Consider the following 24,881-nt stretch of genomic DNA (forward strand, 5'->3'; position numbering starts at 1 on the left):
CGCCGCAACGTCCTTTTTTCCACCGCAGTCTCGATGATTCCCTCCGACGCCCACGCCAATCCCGAGCCATCCGGGAAACCCGTCCGCCTGCTCGACGCCATTCGCGCCCCGGGCGATGTCAAAAACCTCGCGCCCGCCCAGCTCCCGCAACTCGCCGAGGAACTGCGGGACGAAATCATCGCGGTCACCTCGCGCAACGGCGGCCATGTCGGCCCCAACCTCGGCGTGGTCGAGCTCACCATCGCGCTGCACCGCGTCTTCGACACGCCCGCCGACCAGTTTGTCTTCGACGTCTCGCACCAAAGCTACGCGCACAAGCTTCTCACCGGACGCGGCGGCGCGTTTTTTGAAAAACTCCGCCAGACCGGCGGCGCGAGCGGTTTCATGAACCGGACCGAGTCGCCGCACGATGCCTTCGGCGCGGGGCATGCCGGCACTGCCCTCAGCGCCGCGCTCGGCATCGCCGTCGCGCGCGATCTCCGCGCCACAAACGAGCACGTCGTGGCCGTGTGCGGCGACGCCTCCTTCACCTGCGGGATCACCATGGAGGCGCTCAACAATGTCGTCACCTCCACGCGCCGCCTCATCGTCATCCTCAACGACAACGAGTGGTCCATCGCCAAGAACGTCGGCGCGATCTCGCATTACCTCAACCGGCTCAGCACCAATCGCACTTACAACAAGATCCACGCCGACCTGGAAAAATTTTTCACCGGCCTGCCCGGCGGCCACGACATGCACCGCACGTGGATGAAGTGGAAGCGCGAGACCAAGGATTTTTTTGTCGAGTCGAGCCTTTTTGAAAAATTCGGCCTGCGCTATATCGGCCCCGTCAACGGCCACAGTCTCGACGACCTCGTCAAAAATCTCGAATTTGCGAAAAACTGCGACACGCCGATTCTGCTCCACGTGCTGACCAAAAAAGGGCTCGGCCTGCCCGCGGCGATCGTGTCGCCGGAAAAATTCCACGGCGCGAGCCCCTATGACCCGCTCACCGGTGAAAGCCGCCATACCGCGCCCGGCTTCGCGCCCCCCGCGCCGGCATGGCAGGAGTTTTTCGGACGCGCGCTCCTGCGCCACGCCAAGGCTGACCCGCGCGTCGTCGGCATCACCGGCGCGATGCCGTCGGGCACCGGCCTCGCGCACTTGGCCGCGGCGCTGCCGCGCCAGTTCTTCGATGTCGGCATCGCCGAGGAACACGCCGTGCTCTTTGCCGCCGGCCTCGCGACCAGGGACATCCGCCCGGTCGTCGCGATTTATTCCACGTTTCTCCAGCGCGGTTTCGACCAGGTCATCCACGACGTGTGCCTGCAAAACCTGCCGGTCACCTTCTGCCTCGACCGCGCCGGGCTTTCACCGAACGACGGCCCGACCCACCACGGGCTCTTTGACATCGCCTTCCTGCGGTCCGTGCCGAATGCCGTCGTCATGCAGCCGAAGGACGAGGACGAACTCGCCGACATGCTGCACACCGCGCTCGCGCATCGCGGCCCGGCGTTCATCCGTTACCCGCGCGGCCCGGCGGTCGGCGTCGCGGTGAAACCCGAGCCGGTCGCGCTGCCGACCGGGCAGGCGGAGGTTTTGCGGCAAGGCTCGAACATCATCATCTGGGCGCTCGGCCCGATGGTTTACGAGGCGCTCGCCCTCGCCGAGCGCCTGGAGGCCGGGCAGCAACTCTCCGTCGGCGTGGTCAACGCCCGTTTCGTCAAGCCGCTCGACCGCGAACTCCTGCTGAGCCAGGCGGCGGTGGTGCCGCTGCTCGTGACGATGGAGGACCACGTGCTCGCCGGCGGTTTCGGGAGCGCGGTGCTGGAGGCGTTGCAGGATGCCGAATGCCCGGCCGCGGTCGAACGCATCGGCTGGCCGGACCAGTTCATCGAGCACGGCAACGACGTCGAGACGCTCCGTGCCGCGCACGGCCTCACGCCGGATGAAATCCACCAACGCATCCTCGCCCGCTGGCGCAACCTGCATCCGATCGGCGTCGAGGCCGGAGCGTGAATCCATCACAATCGTTCTCGTTCTCTCTTCTGTTTCCGTGACGTTTCGAGAACGAGTAATACCAATTACGAACGAAATTTATCCTTTTGGCCGGCCTCCGTGCCGGTCCGGTTTGGGTAGGGCGAGGCGTCCCGCCGAGCCGTTGCGGCTCGCGGCTCGGCGGGACGCCTCGCCCTACCTGAAATATAAATTCCATTCGTAATTGGTGTAAGGGAACGAGAACGATTTATTATGGATACAGCACGCGCTCCAGGAACAAACCCTGCGGCGGCGCGGTGGGCAGCAGCGGCGTGCGTTTTCCCGTGGCGAGCAATTCCCTGATTTGTCCGGGCGTCATTTTGCCTTCGCCCGCCGCCGCCAGCGCGCCGACGAGGCTGCGCACCATCTTGTAGAGGAAGCCGTCGGCCTCGGCGTTCACGCGGATGCGCGCGCCGCGGCGGGTCACGTCGAGCCGGCGCAGTTCGCGCACGGTGTTTTCGCGCGGGGGCCCGTTGAGCGCGGAGAACGCGCGGAAATCGTGGCGCCCGCGCAGCACCGCCGCCGCCGCCTGCATCGCGGCGAAATCGAGCGGGCGCCCGCAGGCCCACACATGGGGACGAGTGAACGGATCAGGATCGCCGAGATGAATGTGATAGGCGTAGATTTTGCCGGTCGCGGAAAAGCGGGAGTGAAATGTCTCCGGCGCCTCGCGCACCGATTTGATCTGGATCGCCCGCGGTAAGCCGGCCCCCAGCGCGGCGCGCAGTTTTTCCGCGCCGTGCCGCCACGGGGCGTCGAAATGGAAAACCTGTCCGCGCGCGTGCACCCCCGCATCGGTGCGACCACTGGCGTGGATGCGGATGAGCCGCCCGAAAATCGTTTCCACGCGCGCCTCGATGATGTCCTGGATGGCGTCGCCGCCGCGCTGGCTCTGCCAGCCGGCAAAGGGGGCCCCGTCGTAGGCGCAGACGCATTTCCAGCGTGTCGTTTTCTCGGTCCCGGCGCTCACCGTCCCGTGTCCTCCGATCCGGGTTCGTCCTCGGCCTCGAAACCCGCGGGCGGGGCGAGCGGGATGGCTTGCTCGAGGTAGTCCTGGAGGATGAGTGTCGCGGCCCGCGAATCGATCAGGCCGCTGGCGCGCACATCGCGGCGCTTCGATTTCGGAATCGACGCCTCGGCTTCATAGGACGTGAGCCGTTCGTCCACGAAATGAACCGGCAGGCCGAGTTCGTTTTTCAGACGGGTGGCGAATTTTTCCACTTCCCGCGCCTTGAAGCCGGCGGTGTCGTCCATGTTGAGCGGAAGACCGATTACGAGGTCGGTGACGCGGCGCTGGCGCGCGCAGGCGAGGAGCGCGGCCCAGCGTTTCTCGGGCTCCGCATCCGTGAGCGCGGGCAGCGGCGTGGCCACGCCGATTTCATCGCCGTAGCTCAACCCGATGCGGCGTTCGCCGTAATCTATGCCGAGGCATCGCATGTCAGAATCGTTCTTTGATTAATTTATGGCCCCACTTTTCCGCACCGGCTGCCCGAAGGCGAAGGGCGGGTTGGTGTCCGCGAAGGGGTGCGCCTCGAAAAGCTGGTCGAGCGTGGCTTGGAAGGTGTCCTGCCGGTCGAGTTCCCGGATGGCGTCGTGGTAGTGCTTGATGAGCGGGTCGAGGCCGTCGATGGTGTCGCCCGCGGGATCTTCGCCGTGGTTTTCGAAGCGGTGTTTGAACTCGGCCAGCGTGATACGGTTCAGGGGCAGGGCGGGTTGGTAAAGATATTCGCCCGGGGCGTCGTGCTCGCCGGGCGGGACACGCGAGACCAGGCCCAGGTCGGTGAGGCGGTTGATGCACTCGTTGAGAATTTGCGTGGGCACCGTCACCGCCGTGCTGATCTGGGTGAGCGTGCAGGGCGGCAGGCAGGCCTGGAAGCGGCGCGCGATGGTGAGAAAAACCCCCAGCGTGAGGCGTTCGCGCGTGGACTCGGTGAGCGTGCCCCAGGCGACCTGGCTGTTGCGGAAATGCACGTTTTGCACGGCGTAGCTGATTTGCCCGCCGATGAGCACAATCATCCAGAAAATATACAGGCCGAACATCAGCACGAGGACCACGCCGAGCGATCCGTAGAGGCTGCGGGTCATGTTGACGCGGCTGAAATAGAGAAACGCGAGGAGATTGTTGCCGACCAGCATCACCGCCATGGCCACCGCGCCGGCAAAGGCCGCGCGCCAGTGGACGTGCGTGTTGGGGATGTAGCGGTAGAAAAGCGTGAGCACGCCGAGCACCAGCGCGATGGACAGGACGGGCAGCAGGAATTTCGCGATTTGGAGGATATGGGCGCCGAAGGGAATCTTCTCGTCGAAAAACGCGACGAAGGTCGCGGCCGACACGGTGCCCACGGCGATGAAAAACAGGACGGCGCCGAGCGACAGGATCGTCCAGTAGAAAACCACCCGCGTGAGCCAGGAGCGCCCGCGCCGCACGCCCCAGATGTCGTTGAACACGCCCTCGATTCCGCTGAACAGGAAAAGCACGATCACGATGAACGAAATCGCGCTCACGCCGCCCACCGCCCCGGAGCGCGCGCTGGCGACGAAGTTGTTGATGAGCTCGACGATTTCCGGACGCACGACTTTCTCGGCCGGTGCGGAGTCGCCGTCGCCGTTGTCCGCGGGCGGAGGGTTTTCAAACGCGGGCATGCGGCGGCCGTCGTCCTCCTCCTGCTGGCGCAGGTCCTCGTATTGGTCCACCTGCGGGGCGATGAACGTGATCAACTCGTTGAGTTTGTCCGCGACGAAATCGGGATTGTTTTTGATGGTGAAGCCGGCGACGAGCACGGCCAGCGCGACCAGCGGGCCGAGGCTGAGGAGCGTGGTGAAGCTGAGCGCGGCCGCGCGGCTGGTGGCGCGGGTGGCGAGGATTCCGGTGACCGTGATGGAGACGATGCGCAAGAACGCATAGGCGAGACCGCGCGGAGTGCGGTCGGCGATGTATTGAGGCTGCCAGATTTCCTTTTTGAAGAGGTGGGCAGTTCGTTTCCAGAGGGTGGGCAATGGCCGCGGCATGGTAAGAAGCGCGCCGCGATCTCCGATGCCGGCGCGGCTAGCTGGCCAGACAATACGCAAGGAAAACGATGCCTGCCAAGCCTGCGGTTGCGGCGAACGCAAGCCCCCGGCGCGTGGCGGCGAAGGTGGCGAACCACAGACCGGCGGCGGCAAGCAGCGCCGCGCCGAGCGCCGCGGGCTGTTCCTGCAACCAAAACAACGAGCCAAGGAATCCCAGCCCGACCGCGGCGCGCAGGCGGATGATCTTGCCCAGGGAGGAACTCACACCCGCGGCAAGCACGGCAAAGGCGAGCACGAGGTCGATTGCGCCGAGAAGCACGAAGGGGTGCGTGAGGATTTTCGCGATTCCGGATGCCGAATCCGCCGGAGCCGCAGGCGTGATGAAAAACGGGAGCACGAGCGCGAGCGCGCCGGCGAGGAGCAGCGCGATGCAGGCGGGGCGGCGGGGCAGGGAAGGGGAGGCGGCGAGGCTCGCTGGCGCGGCGGCGTTCCCGTCGCCGGACGAGGTGCCGGCCTCGTCATCCTTGTCCGCGCGCTGGCGTGCGCCCGGCGGCGGGGACGCCGCCGCTCGGGAGAAAAGGCGGGAGCTGATTGCGGTGTTTCCGCCGATGGCCACCCATTGTTCGCTTTCGGCCTCGTAATAAAGCATGTCCCGGGTGAGTTGTCCGCGGACCGCGAGTTGGGCGAGCTGGTCGAATGTGAACGGGCCGCGCGCCTCGTCGTCGGAAGCGGAGCGGATGTAGAATTCGTGCTGGGTGTCGGACATCGGGACGATTGAATGTGAAGGCAGATGCGACGGCGGCAAGCGTGTTGTCCTTGCCGGGGTCTTTCCTCTTTATTCTTTATCTTTCCTCTTTCGTCAGGAACGAGCAGGCGGAAAGAGAAAGAACAAAGGGACAAGAGAACGATTTATTGCATGCGAAAACATCAGGCGACTTGGGTGCGCGCGGCGCTGCCGCCGAACAGTTCGCGCAGCATGCTCCACGCTTTGCGCAGGCCGGCGGGCTGGATGCCGCCGAGTTTGTAGATCTGCGCGAGCTGCTCCTCATGGTCGCGATAGCGCGGCGGCAGGATGAACAGCGTGCTCTCCCCGTCGCGGACGGTGGAGAAAAACAATCCCTTGCCGATGTAAGGCCCGGAGACGGCGACGACGGTGCGGCGTTCGGGCATGACCAGCCAGGGTTTATAGGCGAAAACGAGCCGGCCATTTTCGGGTTCGTTCAGCAGCCGTCCGTAAGTGCGGATCGGCACGCCTTTCAGATGGCCGCCGCTGAAGAGTTTGTTGGCATCGGGTTTCAGCCGGAACCGTTTCCGGCGCAGCGTGAAGAAATCCCAGCAAAAGGCCGTGCCGAAAATCGTCAGCCGGAACGCCCAGCCCGCCACGAAAAATGCGACCAGGATGATGGCGATGGACAGAAACAGGCTCGTGGTCGGCGAGAAATGCGCGGTGGCGGTGACGGCGGCGAGGAGGCTGGCGCGGGCGCCCTTGAGCGCCGCGTCGATCGCGCCCCACGGACTGAGCAGGATGAGGACGTTGATCGCGTGCGAGGCCATCCAGACGACGGCGAAAATGATGATGCCGGCGGGCACGGTGACGAGGTTGAGCAGCCAGGAAAGATCGACCGCGCCGAGATGAATCATCGCGAGGCCGGCGCCGTCGAGCGCATGGCCGGCGGAGGCGGCGGTGCTTCCGCCGCCGACGAGCATGCCGCTCAGCGAATCCATGGTGAGCGGCACCACGGCGCCGGCGGCCACGAGGCCGGACGCCTTGTTTTCAACGGTCTCCAGGATATCGAGCGGCTTTTTCCAGCCGGGCGGCAGTATTGCGCCGAGCGCATCCTTGCTGGCGCAGGCGAGCGCGATCAGCAGCGCCGGAAGAAAAAAGGAGGGCTGCGCGTACCACGAGAGCTGCGCGCGGGCGGCGGAGTCGGTCGTCCAGTATTTGTAAGCGCCATACGCGCCGGTGCCGAGCAGCGGGGAAATGGCGATGCCGGTGATGGTCGCGACGGAGGTCGTGATGGCGCCGATGCGCGACTGGTCCGGGGAGGATGTCGTCTGCGGGGCGGGGTTGGTGGCGGCGAGAAGCGGCGTGGCGAGCGTCGCCAGCAACGTGGCGAGCAGCAGAATCGGAGCGATGCGTTTCATGCAAGGGAGGGATGGCGTGAGTGACCTGACCGATGACTGGCGGAAAACAATATCCGGGTTTAGGCGCTTGGAAAGCCTGCAAATCAGCGCGGGACGCAGAGCCAAAGCCGCATTTGCACGGACAGCGCGGACAGGCATGTCCGAGGGCGGGGCGCTATTTTGTCCCGCGCAAATCGGCCATGATCTTTGCCGCGGCCTCGGCGGGCGAGGGCGCTTTCAAAATGGGACGGCCGACGACGATGTAACTCGATCCGGCGCGGGCGGCCTCGGCGGGTGTCATGATGCGTTTCTGGTCGTCGCCGCCGGCCTCGCCGGCGGGGCGAATGCCGGGAGTGACGAGTTGCACGTCGGCCGGCAGTTCGCGGCGAAGCGCGGTGACTTCCAGCGGCGAACAGACCAGCCCCCGCAGCCCCGAGTCGATGGCGAGACGCCCGAGGCGCGAGACCTGCGCGTCGGGCGCGGCGGCGACGCCGGTTTCGGCCAGCCCGGCGGCGTTCATCGAGGTGAGCACGGTGACGCCGAGGAGGAGCAGGCCGGGCTTCGTGGCGCGGCGGGCGGCGTCGGCCGCGGTCATCATTTCCCGTCCGCCGCAGGTGTGCAGCGTAAGCATGCCGATGGGAAGCGAGGCGAGCGACTCGACGGCCTTGGCCACGGTGTTGGGGATGTCGTGCAGCTTGAGGTCGAGGAAAATGTCAAACCCCTCGTCGGCGACGGCGCGCACATAATCGGGGCCGTGGGCGGTAAACATTTGCAGGCCGATTTTCACCCAGCGCAGCGAACCGCGCAACTGGCGGAGAATGGGCGCGGCTTCTTCGCGCGTGGGAACGTCGAGGGCGAGGATCAGGTCGGTGGGCATGTTTGGAATGCGGATTTCGGAATGCGGAATGCGGAATTTTTGGGAGCTGCCGCTCCCGTTTGCGTCTGGCGCGGAAGCGCCAAATTCCGCATTCCGCATTCTCCGGGCCGCCTTTCAAGCTTCAATTGCGCGGGCGAATACACTTTGATGACGCCGCATGGACGCAGTCACCGTCTTTTCCCCGGCCAAAATCAACCTGTTCCTCGCCATCACGGGACGGCGCGCGGATGGATTTCACGAACTGGTGTCTGTGGCCGCGCAGCTGGAGTTTGGCGACCGGCTGCGCGTGGAGACGACGGGGCGGGGCAGGGGAGGGCAGGACGGAACAATGGAGCGGGACGACGGTGATGCTTTCTCGCTCGAATGCGCGGGCTCATGCACGGCGGATGCCGGCGCGGGCGACGAATCACACCCGCATCCCGTGCCGCTCGACGAAACCAACTTGGTGCTGCGTGCCGCGCGCGCATTTCGCGCCGCGTCGGGCTGGACCGGCGGGGCGAGGTTTTTTCTGGAAAAACGCATCCCCGTCGGCGCGGGACTCGGCGGCGGCAGCAGCAATGCCACCGCGACGCTGCGCGCGCTCAACCTGCTGGCCGCACGTGACGACGACGGCAATGGCCGCGCGGCGCTCCCGGACGCGCGTCTCGCGGAGATCGCGGCGGGACTCGGCTCGGACTGCGCGTTGTTTCTGCGCGACGCGCCGGTCGTGATGCGCGGGCGCGGCGAGCGGATCGAGACGCTGCCGGCTGGTGCTGCGGAGCGGTTGCGCGGCCGCCGCCTGCTGGTGTTCAAACCCGATGTCGGCGTGAGCACCGCCTGGGCCTATGCGCGCATGGCAGCGACGCCGGAGCACTCCTATCTGCCGCCGGCCGACGCGGAAGCACGCCTGCACCGATGGTCAATCGCGCGACCCGGCACGGAATTTTTCGGTCTCGACACGCTTCTCTTTAATAACATGCAGCCGGCTGCCTTTGGCAAATTCATTGCACTGCCGGTGCTGCTCGAAAAACTGCGTGGCGAATTCGGTCTGTCGGTGATGATGAGTGGAAGCGGAAGCGCGTGTTTTGCACTGCTGCCGGATGCGATGACCGCAACCGACGTGGCCAAAATTGTCGGCTGTATCCACGCCGCCTGGGGCAGAGAGGCTTTTGTCGTGGAAACGAAAATCCGCTGAAATCCCCTAAACCCAAGATTGACCGCCCTGCCTTGGCTGTCGTTATGCTGTGTGACGCCGCCTTGTGCTGTTTTCGACCAGTCCACGCGCGCCGGGCGGCAAAACAACCTTACATGCCAGAATCAGGAACCCAAAACGAAATCGTCGTCCAAGGCATCGCCGCATCCCAAGGCATCGCATATGGGCAGGTGTTCCTTTATGTCAAAAACGACGTCGAATTCCCCTCGTATCAAATCGACGCCGACAAACGCGTGGAGGAAATCGCGCGCTTCGAGCAGGCGCTCCTCGTCACGCGCCAGCAGATTCAAAAAATCCAGGCCGAGGTGGAAAAAAACCTCGGCAACGAAGAGGCCCGCATCTTCGACGCGCACTTGCTCGTGCTGGAGGACCAGGCGCTGATCGCGGAGACGATCCGGGAGTTTGAGCAAACCTCGAAAAACATCGAAGTCTGCTTCAACAACGTCTCGCAGCGCTACATCAAGGCCTTTGCCGAGATCGACGACGAATACCTGCGCGAACGCGCCGGCGACATTCGCGATGTGGCCCAGCGCGTCATTCAAAATCTCCTCGGCCAGACCGGACAGAACCTCGCGCGGCTCGCCGACAAGCGCATCATCATCGCGAACGACATCACGCCGTCCGACGCCGCCAGCATCGACCGCAGCCACGCCATCGCCGTCGTCACCGACAGCGGCAGCAAGACCAGCCATGCCGTGATCGTCGCGCGCTCCATGCGCTGCCCGGCCATCGTCGGCATGCGCGATCTGACGAAGCGCGTGAAGGACGGCGACTGGGTCATCGTCGACGGTTACGACGGCTCCGTCATCATCAATCCGGCCGAGCAGACGCTTTTCCGCTACGGAAAAATCCAGATTCAAAAGCGCGGCATCGAGCAGAGGCTCCACGAAGCCAACCGGCAGCCCTCCATCACGCTCGACGGCGTGGCCGTTCCCATCCGCGCCAACATCGAGAAGGTGGACGAACTCCAGCTCGTGAAGGACAACTGTGCCGAGGGCGTAGGCCTTTTTCGCTCCGAGTTTCTCTACCTGCACAACAACCACATTCCGTCCGAGCAGGAGCAATACATGGCCTACAAGGCCGCCGCCGAATCCATGGGTGGCGATTCTGTGACCATCCGCACCCTCGATCTCGGCGGCGACAAGCCGATGGCGGGAAATCCGGACCTGTTCTCGGTCGAGGCGAATCCGTTCCTCGGTTTCCGGGCCATTCGTTTTTGCCTGGAGCACGTGGACCTTTTCAAGGATCAGCTCCGTGCCATCCTGCGCGCCAGCGCGCACGGCAAGGTGCTGCTCATGTATCCGATGATCAGCGGCGCGGGGGAACTCGAGCGCGCCAACGCGATCCTCGACGAATGCCGCGCCGAGCTGCGCCGGAACGGGATGCCGTTCGACGAGGACATGCAGGTCGGCACGATGATCGAAATCCCCAGCGCCGCCGCGACCGCCGACATCCTCGCGCGCAAGTCCGATTTTTTCAGCATCGGCACCAACGACCTGATCCAATACACGCTGGCCATTGACCGCGGCAACGACCGCATCGCGCACCTCTACGAACCCACGCACCCGGCGATCCTGCGGGTTATCCATAATGTCGTCGCCGAGGCGCACAAACAAAAGCGCAAAGTCAGCGTGTGCGGCGAAATGGCGAGCGACCCGGTTTATGCCGCGTTGCTGCTCGGGCTTGGCGTGGACGAGTTGAGCATGACGCCGCCGCTGATTGCCTCGGTGAAGTATCTCGTGCGGGCCATGAAAATGTCCGATGCGCGTGCGCTGGCCGGTAAGGCGCTGAAAATGGAATCCCCCGTGGAAATCTACGCGATGTGCGAGCAATTCGCCAACGAGCGAATGGTCATGGAATGAAAAAGCCCGGAATCAGGAAAAGCCTTCCTTGGTGTTCCGTTGTAATTTCAAACATTGACGCACAATAAATATTATGTCTAATTAAAGAATGAGTGCTGATCCGACCCCTACTTCCGTTTCCGTTTTCAATGCCGACTTGCCATCCGCCGCAACCGGCGCGCGTCCCCTCCGCGCGCCGTTGTTTGACTGGCTGCGCACGCGGTCGTCCGGCGTGTTGCTGCATCCGACCTGCCTGCCCGGCGGCCAGGGCATCGGCACGCTGGAGCCGGGGCCGATCGACGACTGGCTGCGATTCCTCGGCGACGCGGGCTTCCGCTACTGGCAGGTCTGCCCGCTCGGCCCGACCGGTTACGGCGATTCGCCTTACCAGTGTTTTTCCGCGTGTGCCGGAAACCCCTATCTCATCGACCTCGACGCCCTCCGGCGGCTCGGTCTGCTGACCGAGGCCGACATCGAGCCGCTGCGCCGGCTTCCGCGCGATCACGTGGATTTCGGCTGGTTGTATGTGACAAAGTTTCCGGCGCTTTTCCGCGCGTTTGAAAACTCCACCGCCCGCCCGCAGAGCGCCCCTCCGCTTCCCTACGGAGACTTCGGACAATTCAAAGCCGCCCAGCGCGACTGGCTCGAACCTTACGCGCTTTTTCTCGCGCTCAAAGACCATTTCAAGGGCCAGCCGTGGTGGGAATGGCCGGCGGAGGTGCGTTTCTTCAAGAACGCCAGGGACACCGGCCTCGCGCGCTCCGTGGCGGCGCGCGCCGATGCGCACGCGTTTTTCCAGTTTCTCTTTTTCGGTCAGTGGCGCGAAGTGCGGGCCAAGGCCCGCGCCCGCGGCGTGGAGATCATCGGCGACGCGCCCATCTTCGTCGCGCGTGACAGCGCCGATGTATGGGCGTCGCCGGAGCTCTTCCAACTCGACCAGGCCACGGGCCGGCCGCAGGCCGTCGCCGGCGTGCCGCCCGACTATTTTTCGGCGGACGGCCAGCTCTGGGGCAATCCGCTTTACGACTGGGCCGCGCATGCAGCCGATGGCTACGCGTGGTGGGTGCGGCGCCTGAGCGTGAACTTCGAGCTTTGCGACGTGCTGCGCCTCGATCACTTTCGCGGCTTTGACACCTATTGGTCCGTGCCCGCCGATGCCGAAACCGCGAAAGACGGCGTCTGGATAAACGGCCCCAACCTCCCCTTCTTCGAGGCGGTGCTCGCCGCCCTGCCCTCCGCGCGCATCATCGCCGAGGACCTGGGCGAACTCCTGCCGTCGGTCCACGAATTGCTCGCGGCCACCGGGCTGCCCGGCATGGCCATCCTCCAGTTCGCCTTCGGCGGCAAGGCCGACAACCTCTACCTGCCGCACAACCAGCGCGCCAACTGCGTCGTGTATCCAGGAACCCATGACAACGACACCACGCTCGGCTGGTATCGCGCGGCGGATGAAGGCACGCGGGACCACGTGCGCCGCTACCTGCGCATCAATGGCGGCGAAATCGGCTGGGATTTCGTGCGGTCGGCCTTCGCCTCGGTCGCCAATCTCGCGGTGATTCCGTTGCAGGACTTGATGAGCCTGGGCGCCGAGGCGCGTTTTAACACGCCCGGCACCGCCGCAGGCAACTGGCAATGGCGCTATCACGCCGGCCATCTGGCGCAACTTCACCGCGAAAGCGCCGCCTACCTGCGCTCCCTCGGCGAGTTGTTCGGGCGGGTTTCGAACACGGTGGACTAAACCGCGAAAACAATCAGAAAATAACAACCGCGAAGGGCACGAAGAGTGCGAAGAAAATCAATGGATAAATAATTCTTCGCGACCTTCGTGCCCTTCGCGGTTGTAGTATATTTTCTCCCCATGAAACTTCTCGTCCTCGCGCAGACTCCGCCGCCGGTTCATGGGCAGAGCATCATGGTGCGGACGTTGGTCGAGGGACTCAAAACTGTCGCGCCGGATATCGAGGTCTATCATGTCAACCCGGCTCTCTCGCGTGACGCCGCCGACGTGGGACGAATCCGTCCTGGAAAATTCTTCGCGCTTCTCCGCGCCTGCTTCCGCGCGCTGAGCCTGCGATGGTGGCACGGGCCGATGTGGCTTTATTATGTGCCGGCGCCCGGCAAACGCGCCGCGCTTTACCGGGATTGGCTCGCGATGCTGTGGTGCCGTCCGTTTTTCTCGGGATTGATTTTGCACTGGCACGCGTGCGGCCTGGGCGAGTGGCTGGCTGCGCGAGCCGCCGCGCCCGAGCGCGGGCTCGCCCGGTTGTTTCTCGGGCGCGCCGCGCTTTCGATCGTGCTTGCGCCCGAGCTTGCCGCCGACGCCCGCCTGCTTGCGCCGCGACGCCTGCGGGTGGTGGCAAACGGGCTGGATTGTCGCCCCGCCGATGGCGGGGAAGCCGCGCCGCCTGACGCCGCTGTTGCGGCGGGCAGCCGCTCGCGCCGCATTCTGTATCTCGGGCTGTGCAGCCGCGAAAAGGGTTTGTTTGTCGCGCTGGACGCCCTCTCTGAACTCAATGCCGCGCCGCAGCCATCCGCGTTTCCCGCCTACCGCCTCACGGTCGCCGGTGAGTTCGCCAGCGGGGCCGAGCGCGCCGAGTTTTTCCGTCGCCTCGCCGGCTCCCCCACCCTCGCCTCCTCGGTCGATTATGCGGGCCCGTCCGCCGATGCGCAAAAACACGCGTTGCTGGCCGCCGCTGATGTGTTCTGCATGCCGACCCGCTATCCGCATGAGGGACAACCGCTCGTCCTGATCGAGGCCATGGCGCATGATTTGCCCATTGTCGCCACCCGCTGGCGTGCGATTCCCGGCATGCTTCCCGCCGCATGCCGCGCCTGGCTGGTCTCGCCCGACACATCGCCCCGTGAGCTCGCCGCTGCCTTGCGCGCGGCCTGTGACGGCGGGCGCGCGCAAGGCAGGCTCCGCGCGCACTACGAAGCCTGTTTCTCCCGCGAAACACACCTTCGCGCACTCGCCAGGGCGCTCCGGGAAGGGCTGAAGGGGAAATAATGATAGGGCGAGGCGTCCCGCCGAGCCGTTGGCGGCTTGCGGCTCGGCGGGACGCCTCGCCCTACCGGGCAATCCCTGACAGCAACGCGGCATAAACCTCCGCGTGTCGCGCGATCGAAGCTTCCACGGAAAAACGTCGCGCCAGCGCCGCGCGATCGATCCGCGCTTCCGCCAGCGCACCGGGGGCGGCCAGTTGGGCCAGTCGGCGCGCCAGATCGTCCGCGTCGCCGTTGCGAAACAGCCAGCCGTTTTCCGGCGGCTCGACCAGATCCCGCGCCCCGCCCGAATCCGCCGACAGCGACGGTACTCCGGCGGCGAGCGCCTCCAGTCGCGCGACGGAGAATGGCTCGTTGATTGACGGCACCAGCAGCACATCGATCTCGCGCAACAATGCTTCGGACGACGATTGCGGTCCCGACCAGCGCACGCATGCTTCCAATCCCAGCGCGCGGGTTTGCGCGCGCAATTCCTCCGCGTATCGGGCCGACTCCGCCGAGCCGTCCTCCTCGCCGATGTGCGTGAACCGCCACTGCCTCCGCGCTTCCACCGGCAGGCGGGCCAGCGCTTCGAGCGCGAGATGCCAGCCCTTCCACCGCGTCAGTGTGCCGATGCCGCCCGCGTGCAACTCGTCACTGCGATGCGCGTCCTGTTTTTCCCGGACGAGGGACGTATCCGGAAAATGGACACAACCCGGCAGGCATTTTTCCCAGTCCGCGGGCTCGATGCCGTAATGCCGCATCATCGCCGGGCTGAGCATCCAGAGGCGTCCGCCCAGGCGATGCGCCGCCCAGCGATAAAACCAGCGCCGCCGCCCGTAGCAGTGCACGCTCGCCATCGCGCGGCGCTCGCCCCAGCGCGCCAGCCACAGCGCCACCAGCAGCCCGGCGCGGGAGTGCCCGTGAAAGATATTGCGTCCATCCGCGCGCAGCCACGCCCGCGCAGCGCGGGCCACGATTCGCGCGCGCAAAAAAGCGAGCGGGGAAATGCGCTCGCCCGCGACGCGCGGCAGTTCCAGCACGGGCAGCGGAGGCGCGCGGAGTTGCGCGAAACCCGGGTTCACGCCCAGCACGCAATCGAACGGCGATTCCGACGCACTCGTCCCGGCGAGGTTGCGCACGACTGACACGATGCCGCCCGCGTCGGTGTCGTAGCCGACGTAGTGCAGCACGGCGGGTTTGGCGGGTTGCGCGGGCATCGTCGGCAACCCCAGCGCAAAACCGCCGGGTTGGCAACCGCCGTCCCGCCGGACTAAAAACTTCCGACACCGCTTCTTGCCAATCGCATAAGTTGCGTCTAACCGAAAGGCTTTCAATCATCACACCCATATCGCCATGACTTATCACGTAGCCCGCAACAACCAGCAACTCGGCACTTTTTCCAAGGAGGATGTTGCCGCCCGCTATGCCAGCGGTGAAATCCTGCCCACCGACCTTGTCTGGACCGAAGGTATGGCAAACTGGCAGCAGGCCTCCCAGGTTTTCGGCGCGCCCGTCGTCCCGCCGCCCCCGATCACCGCGCCCGCGGGCGCGATGCCGCCGGTTGTCCCGGCAGGCGCGGGCATGCCGACGGGATCGGCGTATGACCCGACCCCGCGCCCGGCGAAGCCGGACAACTATCTCGTGTGGGCGATTCTTTCCACGATTCTCTGCTGCCTGCCGCTCGGCATCGTCAGCATCATTTTCGCCACGCAGGTTGATTCAAAATACACGGCCGGCGACTATGCCGGCGCGGCGGCCGTGGCGAAAAAGGCCCGGCTGTTCGCCATCCTGTCCGCCGGTTCGGCGCTTGTGCTGGGCGCCCTTTATATTGTCTTCATCGTCGTGGTCGGTGTCACCGGCGCGGCTGGCGGCAGCTATTGAGGTGCGGTTTTCAGCCGCAGGCTGAACGTGTTAGTGTCTTGAAACCGAAACTTAAGTTCGGACTGCCGCCCTGGCGGCTCGCCGCCGTGCTGGGGCTGGCGGCATTGGCCGCCGGTGTGCTCTGGATTCGCCATGCGGGGCGCGAACCGCGCGCGTGGTATCCGCCCTGCCCGCTTCATGCGACGACGGGCGTGCTGTGCCCGGGCTGCGGCTCGGCCCGCACGCTGCATGACCTCGCGCACGGCGACATAATGGCCGCCGCCGGGCACAACATTCTCATCGTGGCCCTCGCCCCGCTGCTGGCCGGTTGGGCCGCATGGGCGCTTTGGCGCGGCCTGGCGCAAAACCTCCCGCCGCCGTCCGCGCCGCCGCACACCGCGAAAATCACCCTCGTCGTCGTGGTCGTGTTCACCGTCGCGCGCAATCTGCCCTGGTGGCCGTGGACGCTGCTCGCGCCATGAGCGTTTCAGGGGCGGCCGGGCGCCATAAGCGGCCTTGATCTCATCCGATCGCCGCCTTTCTTGAATGAAAGGCGTTGCACTGAGAGTTTGCCCTGGCGGGCAAAGCATCTCCATTTTTCGCCGCTGGTTTTCCGATGACACTCAATTCTCCATCAACACCGCAGCGTGTGTCGGCGTATGACGACGCGTCCTTCGCGGGCGGTCCCGCGCCGGCACCGAAACCCGCCGCCCATCTTTCATCCGAGCGACAGCGCCAGGTCACGCGGCTTTGCGCGATGACCGGCATCACGCTGCTGCAACACAGCGCGGAAAGCGCGCTCGTGGAATCGCTCACCCGGCGGCTGGGGCTTGCGCTCGGGGTTGATCGCGTGGAGGTCGCGCTCATGGCCAACGCCATCACCGTGACGACCATCGTGGACGGCGAATGCATCACGACCGTCCGGCGCAACGAGGACCGCGGCGTGAACATGCACATGGTCATGGAGGTGCAGCGGGCGGCGTTGGCGGTGGAGGCCGGGCGCATGAACGCCGACCAATACCAGCGCGCGATCGAAGGCATCGCTCCGCTCAAATACGCGCGCTGGGCGACCGTGGTCGCGATCGGCCTGTCGTGCGCGTGTTTCGCCCGGCTCGCGGGGGCGGACTGGGCGGGATGCGGACTGGCGTTTGCCGCCAGCGCGCTGGCGATGGTGACGCGGCATGTGTTTACGCATTATCATTTCAGCCCGATGATCGGTTTCCTGGCGGCGGGGTTTGTCGCCACCTCGATCACGGCGCAGGGTTTTATTTATCAACTCGGAAACACGCCCAAGCTCGCGATGGCGGCGAGCGTGCTGCTGCTTGTGCCCGGCTTTCCGCTCATCAACGGCGTGTCCGACATCGTGAAGGGCTATGCCAACACCGGCATCTCGCGCCTCGTGATCGCCCTCCTGCTGTCCGGCATGAGCTGCATCGGCATCATGCTCGGCATGCTGGTCTGGGGCGCAAGGGGGTGGCTGTCATGAACCTGTTGCTGGCGTTGCTGGAAGACATGGCGCTGGCCTCGGTGCCGGCGGTCGGCTTCGCGATGGTGTTCACCGTGCCGCGTCGCGTGCTGGTTTTTTGCGCGCTCGGCGGAGCCATCGGGCACGGGCTGCGGTTCCTGCTCATGAAGGCGGGCGTGCCGGTTGAATGGGGCACGCTCGCGGCGGCGGTGACCGTCAGCACATTCGGCATCCTCATGGCGCGGAAGCTGCGGGCGCACCCGAAGGTGTTCACGGTGGCGTCCATGATCCCGATGATCCCGGGCGTGCCGCTTTTCACGGCGCTGCTGGCGCTTCAGGAAATGAACCACCAGGGAGTCACCCCGGAACTCCTGGCCGTCGCGCTCAACAACGCCGTGCGGGCGTCCTTCATCATCGGCGCCATCGCGCTGGGCCTCGCCATGCCGGGCCTGCTCGTCTTTCGCCGCAAGCCGATCGTGTGAGCCCAACTTCACTGTGTGGATGCCGGCGCGGCATCGCCCCCGCCCCGGCCCGGCACGGGCTTGATGCCGCGCAAGCATGAATTTTTGTCGTAAACCGGCCGTCCAAATTCATCTTGGAGCGCATTCCGGCCCGGCGATGGCTGAAAAGGCATTGCCCGGGATGCAACCGGCATTCATTTCTAGCCTTCCGACAGCCAAACTCTCCCGGATTAATGCGCGATTATTTTATACGACGATTCCTGCTCATCCCGCCCACGCTGCTGGGGATTTCGCTCATCGTCTTCATGATCACGCGCGCCGCTCCGGGCGGACCCTTCGAGCGCGCCATGGCCGAGATGCAACAGGCGAGCATGAGCGGCGGCGGCCGCTCGCTGGGCGGGCAGAGCATGGCGCTCTCCGATGCCCAGATCGAGCAGATGAAAGCCTACTACGGCTTCGACAAACCCGCCCTGCCCGCCTATCTCGGCTGGCTCGGCAAAATCGTGCGCGGCGACCTCGGCACCTCGTTCCGCTACAACGAACCCGTCACCGCCATCATGGCCGACCGCATGCCGGTCTCGATTTTCTACGGACTCGTCACCCTCGTCATCACCTACGCGATTTGCATTCCGCTCGGCATCGTCAAGGCCATCCGCCATCGCACGCTGGTGGACAACTCCACCTCGCTGTTCATTTTCTTCGGGTATTCAATTCCAGGATACGCGCTCGGCGCCGTGCTGCTGCTCGTCTTCGGCGCCCGGCTGGAGTGGTTTCCCATGGGCGGGTTCACCAGTTTCGATTTCGAGGACATGTCTTTTTGGGGCAAGGTTCTCGACATCGGCCACCACGCCGTGCTGCCCCTCGTTTGTTATCTCATCGGCAGCTTCGCGGTCACGACGATGCTCATGAAAAATCATCTCATGGACAATCTCTCCGCCGACTACGTGCGCACCGCCATCGCGAAAGGCGTCCCCTTCAAGCGCGCCGTCCTCGGCCACGCCCTCCGCAATTCCATCATCCCCATCGCCACCACCTTCGGGCAGAATATCACGCTGCTCCTGACGGGCTCGTTCCTCATCGAGTCGATCTTCGACATCGACGGATTCGGCCTGCTCGGCATCAGCTCCATCACCAACCGCGACTACTTCGTGAGCATGGGCATCGTGATGGTCTCGGCCCTGCTCCTCATGATCGGCAACATCCTCTCCGACATGCTGGTCGCCCTCATCGATCCGAGGATACGGTTCAAGTGATGATTTACGAATTACGATTGACGATTGACGATTCAGGGCGCTGCCGCGCCGGATGTGATGTGACATGGGGATGCGATACGGAGCGGCAGCTCCGCAATCGTAATTCGTAAATCGTAATTTCCCCATGCGCCTCAATCCGCTCACCGTCAAAAAGCTCAGGCGATTCCGCTCCATCAGGCGTGGTTACTGGTCGTTTTTGCTGCTGGCGTTTCTGCTCGTGGTGTCGCTCTTCGGCGAACTGCTCGTCAACAGCCGCGCCCTGGTCGTCCGCCATGACGGCAAGTGGTATTTCCCCGCCTACGGCGCCATCATTCCCGGCACCGCCTTCGGCCTCGATTACAGTTACGAGACCAACTACCGCGAACTCCGCGAACGCTACCGCGCCGACCCCGGCAACAAAAACTGGCTGCTCATGCCGCCGCTCTGCGCGTTCAACGAATACGAAAACTCCCCTTACGAGGGCGTCTTCAAGCCCGCCCCGCCCTCCTGGCTCGGCGGTCCCGAGGGGCACCTGCTCGGCACCGACACTACCGGCCGCGACATCTTCGCGCGCCTCTTCTACGCCTTTCGCATCGCGATGCTCTTCGCGCTGGCCTTTGTCTTCTGCACCTACCTCATCGGCATCGCCATCGGCTGCGCGATGGGCTACTTCGGCGGCGGCGTGGACCTCTTCGGGCAGCGCCTGATCGAGATCTGGTCCAACATCCCGTTTCTCTACACCGTCATCATCATCGCCTCTGTCATTCCCGACAGCACCGGGATGCAGATGCGCATTGCCATTCTCCTTCTCGTGCTGGTCGCCTTCTCGTGGACCGGCATGACCTACTACATGCGCACCGCCACGTACAAGGAAAAGGCCCGCGATTACACCGCCGCCGCCATCGTGCTCGGCGCGGACACCGGTCGCATCATTTTCAGCCACATCCTTCCCAACACCATCTCCACCATCGTCACCTTCGTGCCCTTCACCGTCGTGGGCGCGGTCACTTCCATCACCGCGCTCGACTTCCTCGGCTTCGGCTTCCCGCCGCCCACGCCCAGCATGGGCGAACTCCTCAAGCAGGGCACGCAAACGCTCACCACCGCGCCGTGGATTGTCGTTTCCGCGTTCAGCTCGCTTGTCGTCGTGCTCACCCTTGTCACCTTTATCGGCGAGGCCGTCCGCGAAGCCTTCGACCCTCGCAAATTCACGCTCTACAAATAACCATACAACCAAAACCAACCAACGTCGCCATGACCGCATCGCGCCTCCTCCAACCGCACTCATTGCTCCCCGCCGCCGTCCTCGCGCTCGCCGCGCTCTTCCTTTCCGGTTGCGGCGGCGCGAAGTCCGACGATCTTCCCGCGCAGGACAGCACTGCCGAGAAAGAAGCGTTTTTCAAATACTACAAATACGAGCCGGATTTATACAGCCAGCTCATGGGGAAAAAAATCACCCTGGCCGAATACAAGGAAAAGACCGCCGCGCTGCCGCTTTTCCTCCAGTATAAAACCCCCGCCGACCTGCCCGCTAATCTCCCGTGGGAAGACGGCTCCGATCTCCCCGAGTTTTCCGACCCGCGCGCCAAGAAAGGCGGCACGCTCTACTCTTACATCCCGTCCTTTCCCCTGACCACCCGCATCATCGGGCCCGACGCCAACGGCGCCTTTCGCCCCTACCTGCTGGACGACGTGCAGGTCAGCCTCGCCCACCGCCATCCCGACGACACCAGCATCGGTCCCAACGGTTTTCATTACTTTCCCGGCCTCGCGGCGGCGTGGGCCTTCGACAAGAAAAACAAAACCGTTTACGTGCGCCTCGATCCCGATGCCCGCTGGTCCGACGGCGTCACCGTCACCGCCGCCGACATCGCCTTCACCTTCTACTTCATGCTCTCCGCGCACATCCAGCAACCCTGGTATAATAATTTCTACTCCACCAATTTTTCCGGCCTCGCCGTCTACGACGACCACACCTTCGCCTTCCAGGTGCCCGAGGTGCGCCCCGATTTCAGCAGCCGCGTCCTCGAATTTTCGCCCATGTCCGCCGAGTTCTACAAAGAAATCGGCCCCGACTTCCCCCAGCGCTACCAATGGCGCATCGCCCCCACGACCGGCGCCTACACCGTCCGGCCCGAGGACATCAAGAAAGGCCAGTCCATCACCCTCACCCGCGTGCAGGACTGGTGGGCCAGGGACAAAAAATTCTGGCGGTATCGTTTCAATCCCGACCGCATCCGCTTCACCGTCATCTCCGATATCGCCAAGGCGTTCGAGGTATTCCGAAAAGGCGAGCTCGATTCCTTTAATATGAATCTCGCCGAATATAATTACGACAAACTCCCCGATGCCGCGCCCGAGGTCCAGGACGGTTACATCACGAAAACCACCTTCTACAACGACACGCCGCGCCCGACCTACGGGCTCTGGATCAACTCCTCCAAGCCCCTCCTCGACAACCGCGACGTCCGCATCGGCATCAACCACGCATCGAACTGGCAGCTCGTCATCGAAAAATTCGCGCGCGGCGACTGGACGCGCATGCAGACCACCTCCGACGGCTACGGCGAGTTCACCCACCCCGCCCTCCGCTCCCGGCCCTACGACATCGCCCGCGCCCGCGAAGCCTTTGCCCGCGCTGGCTTCACGCAGGCCGACGCCGACGGCGTGTTGAAAAACGCAAAGGGAGAGCGCCTCAGCTTCACCCTTTCCACCGGCTACGAATCGCTCAAGGACGTCCTCACCATCCTCAAGCAGGAGGCGCTCCGCTGCGGGCTCGAATTCCGCCTCGAAGTCCTCGACGGCTCGGCCTCGTGGAAAAAAGTGCAGGAGAAAAAGCATGACATCCATTTTTCCGCCTTCGGCGTCAGCCCCGAGATGTATCCGCGCTACTGGGAAACCTGGCACTCCGTCAACGCCTACGACAAACCCTACCTCGACGACGGCAAAACGCCCTCCCCCGGGCGCAAACCCAAGACCCAGACCAACAACCTCTGCTGCGTCGCCATTCCCGAACTCGACAAGCTCATCGAAACCTACGACCGCTCCGAAAGCGCGGACGACATGAAACGCATGGCCTTCAAGATGGAGGAAATCCTCCACGACGACGCCTCCTTTGTCCCCGGTTTCGTGATACCCTTTTTCCGTTCCGCCTCCTGGCGATGGATACAAATCCCGGAGCACGGCAACGTCCGCATCGCCGATGCCCCCGGCCAGTTTTTCCTCTCTTGGATCGACGAGGACGTGAAAGAGCAAACCCGCGACGCCCGCAAAGCCGGCGAAAAACTCCCGCCGCAGATTCGCATCTTCGATCAATACAAACCCAAGGAATAAAACCCGACGCCGTCCCAAAATATCTTTTTTAGACAGAATGAACAGAATGATAAACAATGAACAAAATGAATCTGATATAACCAAGCCTCATTCTGTTGATTTCATACAATTCTGTCCATTCTGTCTAAAAAAATCATTGTTTTAATATCCGCGTTTATCTGCGGTTAAAAACAAAAAAATGTCCGTGCATTCTGCGGGCCAGCATTTCTCATGACCGCCACCGCCAACGAAAATCTTCTCGAAGTCCGCGACCTTGTCACCGGCTTCGACACCGACGCGGGCCGTGTCGTCGCGGTGGACGGCATCAGCTTCAGCGTCCGCAAAGGCGCCACCCTCGGCATCGTCGGCGAGTCCGGTTGCGGCAAGTCCGTCACCGCCCTCTCCATCGTCCGCCTGCTCCCGCAGCCCATGGGGAAAATCCTCGGCGGCGAAGTGCGCTTCAAAGGCGAAAACCTCACCGTCGCCCCGCCCGACCGCCTCATGAAAATCCGCGGCGCACGCATCGGCTTCATTTTTCAGGAGCCCATGACCGCGCTGAACCCCGTCCACCGCATCGGACGCCAGCTCGGCGAAGTCTTCCTCCTCCACAACCCCGGCATGAGCAAGCGCGACGCGCTCCGCCGCTCCATCGAAATGCTCGCCAAGGTCGGCATTCCCTCGCCCGAGATCCGCGCCGGCGAATATCCCCACCAACTCTCCGGCGGCATGCGCCAGCGCGTCGTCATCGCGATGGCCCTTGCCAACCACCCCGACCTCGTCATCGCCGACGAGCCCACCACCGCGCTCGACGTCACCATCCAGGCGCAAATCCTGGAACTCATGCGCGATCTCCAGCGTGAATTTGGCATGTCCATCATGCTCATCACGCACGACCTCGGCGTCATCGCCGAGACCTGCCAGGACGTCATCGTCATGTATGCCGGCAAGATCGCCGAGACCGGCGCCGTCGAACAAATCTTCGACCGCCCCAGCCATCCCTACACCCGCGGGCTGCTCGACTCCATCCCGCGCCTGGACAACCCGCGCAAAAGCCGCCTCAAAACCATCGAGGGCATGGTCCCCGGCCTCCTCGAGCTTCCGCCGGGCTGCCGTTTCCAAAACCGGTGCCCGTATCGCACCGAGCTTTGCGAGAAACAGCAACCCGCCCTCGAAACCGTCGAACCCGGGCACACCGTCGCCTGCCACCACTGGCGCGGGCTGCCGCCCGCGCCAAATCCCAAGCAATGACATCATTTATGAACAACCAACCTTGGCTCCCCAGGTAAGGCGAGGCGTCCCGCCGAGCCGCGAACCGTCAACGGCTCGGCGGGACGCCTCGCCCTACCACTAATGACGTTTATACATTCGCAAATGACATAAGTCCCCTCCCTGCCCTTCCGTCCGCTCCATCGGCGCGGCAGCACCTCTCATTCCGCATTCCGCAATCCGAATTCCACATTTCCCCTCGTGCCTCTCCTCTCCGTCCAGAATCTCAAAGTGCACTTTCCCATCCGTGGCGGGGTCTTTCTCACCGCCAAGGGCGCGGTGAAAGCCGTTGACGGCGTCGATCTCACCATCAATTCCGGCGAGACGCTCGGCCTCGTCGGGGAATCCGGCTGCGGCAAATCCACCACCGGCAAAACCATCGTCCGCCTCATCGAGCCCACCGCCGGCAAAATCGAATTCGAGGACCGCGATCTAGCCACGCTCTCGCGCCGCGAACTCAAGCCCGTGCGCCGCCACGTGCAGATGATTTTTCAGGACCCCGCCGAGTCGCTCAATTCCCGCCACTCCGTCGGCAACATCCTTGAGGAGCCCTTCATCATCCACAAACTGGGCTCGCCCGACGAGCGCCGCCGCCGCGTGAGCGAACTCCTCGACCGCGTCGGCCTGCCCAAGTCGGCGGCCGACCGTTTCCCCTTCGAGTTTTCCGGCGGCCAGCGCCAGCGCATCGGCATCGCCCGCTCCATCGCGCTCAATCCCAAGCTCGTCATCTGCGACGAACCCGTCTCCGCGCTCGACGTCTCCATCCAGAGCCAGGTGCTCAACCTCCTTCTCGACCTCCAGCGCGAACTCTCGCTCTCCTATCTTTTCATCGCGCACGACCTCGCGGTGGTGAAGCACGTCAGCGACCGCATTGCCGTGATGTATCTCGGCCGCATCGTCGAGCAGGCGGATGCCGATGAAATCTATCGCAGTCCGCGGCATCCCTATACGCGCGCCCTCATTTCCGCGATTCCCGAGCCCGATCCGCGCCGCAAGAGCAGCCGCATTGTCCTGAAAGGCGATGTTCCCAGCCCGATCAATCCGCCGTCCGGCTGCCCCTTTCATCCCCGCTGCCCTTACGCCACCGACCGCTGCCGCGTCGAGGTCCCCTCGCTCCGCCCGGCTGCCGGGAGGCATCTCGTCTCCTGTCATTACGACCTCTGATGCCAGGGAGCCGCGCGCGCCTTTCGGGCGGTGATTGCTGTATCAAACCGTAAGGCATCCGCCCGGCTTGTCCC

The 24,881-nt window shown here is 64.2% G+C and carries 21 protein-coding genes; 14 read left to right on the forward strand and 7 right to left on the reverse strand.

Annotation, left to right across the window (positions count from 1 at the left end):
- Nucleotides 1-33: 33 nt before the first annotated feature.
- On the forward strand, nucleotides 34-2,001 hold the full coding sequence (dxs, locus tag OH491_RS02680) for a 1-deoxy-D-xylulose-5-phosphate synthase (RefSeq protein ID WP_068769445.1): 1,968 nt from the start codon (nucleotides 34-36) through the stop codon (nucleotides 1,999-2,001).
- 229 nt (nucleotides 2,002-2,230) lie between these two features.
- On the opposite strand, the gene truA is transcribed toward dxs, so the two are convergent.
- The 6 genes from truA to pyrF all read right to left on the reverse strand — a co-directional run bounded on the left by truA (nucleotide 2,231) and on the right by pyrF (nucleotide 8,029).
- Complete coding sequence (gene truA, locus OH491_RS02685) at nucleotides 2,231-2,989, reverse strand: tRNA pseudouridine(38-40) synthase TruA (protein WP_068769444.1); 759 nt, start codon at nucleotides 2,987-2,989, stop codon at nucleotides 2,231-2,233.
- Nucleotides 2,986-3,456 (reverse strand): Holliday junction resolvase RuvX, encoded by a 471-nt coding sequence (gene ruvX, locus OH491_RS02690; protein ID WP_068769443.1) that lies wholly within the window; start codon nucleotides 3,454-3,456, stop codon nucleotides 2,986-2,988. Before ruvX ends, truA begins: the two co-directional genes overlap by 4 nt.
- Before the next feature lie 18 nt (nucleotides 3,457-3,474).
- Nucleotides 3,475-5,028: a YihY/virulence factor BrkB family protein gene (locus OH491_RS02695; protein WP_084441969.1), complete on the reverse strand. Its 1,554-nt coding sequence runs from the start codon at nucleotides 5,026-5,028 to the stop codon at nucleotides 3,475-3,477.
- 37 nt (nucleotides 5,029-5,065) lie between these two features.
- Complete coding sequence (locus OH491_RS02700; RefSeq protein ID WP_068769441.1) at nucleotides 5,066-5,794, reverse strand: DUF4339 domain-containing protein; 729 nt, start codon at nucleotides 5,792-5,794, stop codon at nucleotides 5,066-5,068.
- Nucleotides 5,795-5,955: 161 nt separating this feature from the next.
- The gene (locus tag OH491_RS02705; RefSeq protein WP_068769440.1) at nucleotides 5,956-7,173 is read right to left on the reverse strand and encodes a hypothetical protein; all 1,218 of its coding nucleotides are present in this window, start codon (nucleotides 7,171-7,173) and stop codon (nucleotides 5,956-5,958) included.
- Nucleotides 7,174-7,327: 154 nt separating this feature from the next.
- Complete coding sequence (gene pyrF / locus OH491_RS02710) at nucleotides 7,328-8,029, reverse strand: orotidine-5'-phosphate decarboxylase (protein WP_068769842.1); 702 nt, start codon at nucleotides 8,027-8,029, stop codon at nucleotides 7,328-7,330.
- Nucleotides 8,030-8,186: 157 nt separating this feature from the next.
- Between pyrF and OH491_RS02715 the strand changes: the two genes are divergently transcribed.
- The 4 genes from OH491_RS02715 (at nucleotide 8,187) to OH491_RS02730 (ending at nucleotide 14,069) form a co-directional block, all read left to right on the forward strand.
- A complete protein-coding gene (locus OH491_RS02715; protein WP_068769439.1) occupies nucleotides 8,187-9,203 on the forward strand; it encodes a 4-(cytidine 5'-diphospho)-2-C-methyl-D-erythritol kinase in 1,017 nt (338 codons plus the stop codon).
- A gap of 113 nt (nucleotides 9,204-9,316) precedes the next feature.
- On the forward strand, nucleotides 9,317-11,083 hold the full coding sequence (gene ptsP, locus OH491_RS02720; protein WP_068769438.1) for a phosphoenolpyruvate--protein phosphotransferase: 1,767 nt from the start codon (nucleotides 9,317-9,319) through the stop codon (nucleotides 11,081-11,083).
- A gap of 136 nt (nucleotides 11,084-11,219) precedes the next feature.
- Nucleotides 11,220-12,800 (forward strand): 4-alpha-glucanotransferase, encoded by a 1,581-nt coding sequence (gene malQ / locus OH491_RS02725; RefSeq protein ID WP_334319162.1) that lies wholly within the window; start codon nucleotides 11,220-11,222, stop codon nucleotides 12,798-12,800.
- A gap of 120 nt (nucleotides 12,801-12,920) precedes the next feature.
- A complete protein-coding gene (locus tag OH491_RS02730) occupies nucleotides 12,921-14,069 on the forward strand; it encodes a glycosyltransferase family 4 protein (protein ID WP_342750848.1) in 1,149 nt (382 codons plus the stop codon).
- A 61-nt stretch (nucleotides 14,070-14,130) separates the two neighbouring features.
- Here the strand turns inward: OH491_RS02730 and OH491_RS02735 are convergent, their stop codons facing one another.
- Complete coding sequence (locus OH491_RS02735; protein ID WP_068769436.1) at nucleotides 14,131-15,264, reverse strand: glycosyltransferase family 4 protein; 1,134 nt, start codon at nucleotides 15,262-15,264, stop codon at nucleotides 14,131-14,133.
- 136 nt (nucleotides 15,265-15,400) lie between these two features.
- Between OH491_RS02735 and OH491_RS02740 the strand changes: the two genes are divergently transcribed.
- The 9 genes from OH491_RS02740 (at nucleotide 15,401) to OH491_RS02780 (ending at nucleotide 24,807) form a co-directional block, all read left to right on the forward strand.
- A complete protein-coding gene (locus OH491_RS02740) occupies nucleotides 15,401-15,928 on the forward strand; it encodes a CD225/dispanin family protein (protein WP_068769435.1) in 528 nt (175 codons plus the stop codon).
- Between the two features lie 38 nt (nucleotides 15,929-15,966).
- A complete protein-coding gene (locus OH491_RS02745) occupies nucleotides 15,967-16,389 on the forward strand; it encodes a DUF2752 domain-containing protein (protein WP_068769434.1) in 423 nt (140 codons plus the stop codon).
- A 275-nt stretch (nucleotides 16,390-16,664) separates the two neighbouring features.
- Nucleotides 16,665-17,393: a threonine/serine exporter family protein gene (locus OH491_RS02750; protein WP_068769840.1), complete on the forward strand. Its 729-nt coding sequence runs from the start codon at nucleotides 16,665-16,667 to the stop codon at nucleotides 17,391-17,393.
- Complete coding sequence (locus tag OH491_RS02755; RefSeq protein WP_068769433.1) at nucleotides 17,390-17,854, forward strand: threonine/serine exporter family protein; 465 nt, start codon at nucleotides 17,390-17,392, stop codon at nucleotides 17,852-17,854. Before OH491_RS02750 ends, OH491_RS02755 begins: the two co-directional genes overlap by 4 nt.
- A 212-nt stretch (nucleotides 17,855-18,066) precedes the next feature.
- Nucleotides 18,067-19,086 carry an ABC transporter permease gene (locus OH491_RS02760; RefSeq protein WP_068769432.1) on the forward strand — a complete coding sequence of 340 codons (1,020 nt, stop codon included), beginning with the start codon at nucleotides 18,067-18,069 and terminating at the stop codon, nucleotides 19,084-19,086.
- A gap of 124 nt (nucleotides 19,087-19,210) precedes the next feature.
- Nucleotides 19,211-20,290, forward strand: coding sequence for an ABC transporter permease subunit (locus OH491_RS02765; protein ID WP_068769431.1), 1,080 nt, complete (start codon nucleotides 19,211-19,213; stop codon nucleotides 20,288-20,290).
- A 29-nt stretch (nucleotides 20,291-20,319) separates the two neighbouring features.
- The gene (locus OH491_RS02770) at nucleotides 20,320-22,398 is read left to right on the forward strand and encodes an extracellular solute-binding protein (RefSeq protein WP_068769430.1); all 2,079 of its coding nucleotides are present in this window, start codon (nucleotides 20,320-20,322) and stop codon (nucleotides 22,396-22,398) included.
- A 210-nt stretch (nucleotides 22,399-22,608) separates the two neighbouring features.
- Entirely contained in the window at nucleotides 22,609-23,625 is a 1,017-nt protein-coding gene (locus OH491_RS02775; RefSeq protein WP_068769429.1) for an ABC transporter ATP-binding protein, read from the forward strand.
- A gap of 219 nt (nucleotides 23,626-23,844) precedes the next feature.
- Nucleotides 23,845-24,807, forward strand: coding sequence for an ABC transporter ATP-binding protein (locus OH491_RS02780; protein WP_068769428.1), 963 nt, complete (start codon nucleotides 23,845-23,847; stop codon nucleotides 24,805-24,807).
- Nucleotides 24,808-24,881 lie beyond the last annotated feature (74 nt).

The sequence above is a fragment of the Termitidicoccus mucosus genome (genome assembly GCF_038725785.1).
In the GTDB taxonomy this organism is placed as follows: Bacteria; Verrucomicrobiota; Verrucomicrobiia; order Opitutales; family Opitutaceae; genus Termitidicoccus; species Termitidicoccus mucosus.